Source organism: Streptococcus sp. GMD4S, assembly GCF_000296955.1.
The window spans coordinates 1-2,664 of sequence record NZ_AJRE01000476.1 but is presented as its reverse complement, the minus strand read 5'-3'; the positions used below and the strand labels follow the sequence as shown (position 1 = coordinate 2,664).

The following is a 2,664-nucleotide window of genomic DNA, read 5'->3' as shown; positions in this document are numbered from 1 at the left end:
CGTTCAAACCTGTCGGAGTCACGACATTGACAGTAACGTATTGGTCACCAACGGCACCGCCACGAAGGCTCGGTGCTCCCTTGCCACGCAGACGGAATTTCTTGCCAGTCTGAGTTCCTTCTGGGATAACCAATTCAACATCTCCATGCACGGTTGGAATTTCCACAGTATCTCCAAGAGTAGCTTGGACAATATTAAGATTTAACTTGTAGAAAATAGTTGTTCCTTCACGTTCAAACTTATCGCTAGCTTCCACAGAAACTACTACATACAAGTCACCATAAGGTCCACCGTTAAAGCCTGCTTCACCTTGACCAGCTAGGCGGATTTGTTGGCCTGTTTCCACACCAGCAGGGATCTTCACATGTACGCTATGAGCTTGTTTTTCATGACCTGTTCCGTGACAAGTTGTACATGGATCTTTAATTTCTTTTCCGCGACCATGACAGACATCACAAGTTACTTGACGGCGCATCATACCAAGAGGAGTCTGCGTATCAACGTTAATAACACCAGCACCATGACAGCGTCCACAAGTGACTGGACTTGTCCCTGGCTTAGCACCAGATCCATTACATGTACGACAGCTGGCTTCACGGTTGTACTTAACTTCTTTTTCTGTTCCGAAGATAGCTTCTTCAAAGGTCAAGTTCACACGGTACTGGAGGTCATCCCCTTGACGAGGAGCGTTTGGATTGCGTGAAGCTCCGCCCCCCCCGAAAAAACTTGAGAAGATATCTTCAAAACCACCGAAGCCACCTGCTCCGTCAAAGCCACCAAAACCGCCAGCACCACCAAAGCCACCGTTGGCACCTGCAGCACCATACTGGTCGTAGGCTGCACGTTTTTGGTCGTCACTTAAAGTCTCATAGGCTTCTTGAACTTCCTTGTATTTTTCCTCAGCGCCAGGCTCCTTGTTAATATCTGGGTGGTATTTTTTGGAAAGCTTACGATAAGCCTTTTTGATCTCGTCTGCCGAAGCGTTTTTTGACACCCCCAGACGATCATAAAATTCAGTATTGTTCATAATTCAAGATACAAAGGGCGTCAAACGGACACAGCCAAAATAGGAGTTTTGACGACAAACACTTACGTCCTAGAAAAAACTATCTTTTTGGCACAGTCCGTAGCCCGTGTTCAATTCCCTGAACACACTTGTTCCTTTCTATTGATATTTTGAATTAAACCACCATTTAGGTCGGGTTCAATTCCTTTCTTTTATATTGAGTTAGAAATTTCGGAAACCGTGTTCAGTTACTCGAACACCCTTATTCCTTTCTATAATTTATAAGTAAATATTTAGAGGGTATTTTCTATACTCTGCTTCACTTCATCAAACTCTTCATCTGATAGAGTAAATATCAAATCCTCCTCTGTATACCCGTCTTGTTCTTTAAAATAGTTGTCAGTATTTTCTGTCAAATCTAGACCAAGAATTACTTTTCTTGCAAACTCTTGATGTGCAAAACCAATAGCAGTAATGATATTTTTATCTTGCAGGACAGCTTTTGCTTTGAAATTTTTCCGAGGAAGAAATTCAAAATAGTCAAAGAAGTTTTGCCAAATCCCACCTGTAAATTTCGTATCATTCAATAAACCTGCTTTTGCCAACAAAATAGGTGCTGAAGAAATGGCTGTAATTAAGATATCCTGCTTACCGAGTTCCCTCAAAAACGAATTTAATTTTTCATCCTGTAGAGCAGGACCTATATTTACCATTCCTGGCAAAATCACACAAGAATATTCTTCTATACGTACTTGATCCAATGTTTTTGTAGACCGACAAGGCAAGCCATCCTCAGATATAACTATCGAATAATCTGAAGCGACATAATCAATCGTGATGTCAAAAGACAGAGCTAAAGTACTTGTTAAAGCGGTTATCTCATGAAGAGAAAAATTAGGATAAATGATACAAAGTACTTTTTTCATACGCAACATCCTCTATTTTACCGAAAAACAGAGGCTGGGTTGCAACCTCTGGATTTCTTCCTATCATTATTACATTTAGACAAAGTACCTTAGTAATTCGTCATTCTTAACGAGTTAGGCTTAACTGAGTTTCGGCTAAAAACTTCGGAAAAAAGATAAGCCATCTTTTGTGCATCACACAAGGCGATGGCTTCCTATTTTTCTTTCGTTTTCTTAACGCCTCAACATCTTACTTCTCTGTAAACTCTCCGTCTACGACGTCATCGCCTGCGTTTCCTGTTGCTTGTGCGCCTTCTGCTCCTGCTTGAGCTTGTTGTGCTGCTGCGGCTTGTTCGTAGAGTTTAACAGCAAGCCCTTGAGCTTTTTCGTTCAATGCTTCAAGTTTTGCTTTCATTTCGTCCAAGTTGTTGTCTTCTTGCGCTTTCTTAAGGTCATCAAGGGCAGCTTGGGCAGCGTCACGCTCTGCATCGAAGCCTTTTCCTTCAGTTTCCTTGATAGTTTTTTCAGTCGCAAAGATGGCTTGGTCTACTTCGTTACGAAGGTCAACTTCTTCCTTACGTTTCTTATCTGCTTCAGCGTTAGCTTCTGCATCTTTCATCATGCGGTCGATTTCTTCGTCTGTCAAACCTGAGTTAGATTGGATGACAATAGTTTGTTCTTTTTGAGTTCCAAGATCTTTAGCCTTAACAGACACGATACCGTTCTTGTCGATATCAAATGTTACTTCGATTT

The 2,664-nt window shown here is 41.6% G+C and carries 3 protein-coding genes; all 3 read right to left on the bottom strand.

The genetic code is table 11. The features are described 5' to 3' along the window. Positions 1 to 1,027 (bottom strand): molecular chaperone DnaJ (dnaJ, locus tag GMD4S_RS11800; protein WP_001066314.1); only part of this gene is annotated, 1,027 nt, incomplete at its 3' end. Positions 1,028 to 1,299: 272 nt separating this feature from the next. After that, entirely contained in the window at positions 1,300 to 1,932 is a 633-nt protein-coding gene (locus GMD4S_RS11795) for a DJ-1/PfpI family protein (protein ID WP_000756337.1), read from the bottom strand. A gap of 229 nt (positions 1,933 to 2,161) precedes the next feature. Beyond that, the coding region (locus tag GMD4S_RS11790; protein ID WP_000519819.1) for an Hsp70 family protein at positions 2,162 to 2,664 on the bottom strand (503 nt) is incomplete at its 5' end.

What these genes read in the sequence shown, in the direction of transcription:
- GMD4S_RS11795 (WP_000756337.1), bottom strand. Translation starts at nt 1,932, where the DNA reads ATGAAAAAAGTACTTTGTATCATTTATCCTAATTTTTCTCTTCATGAG.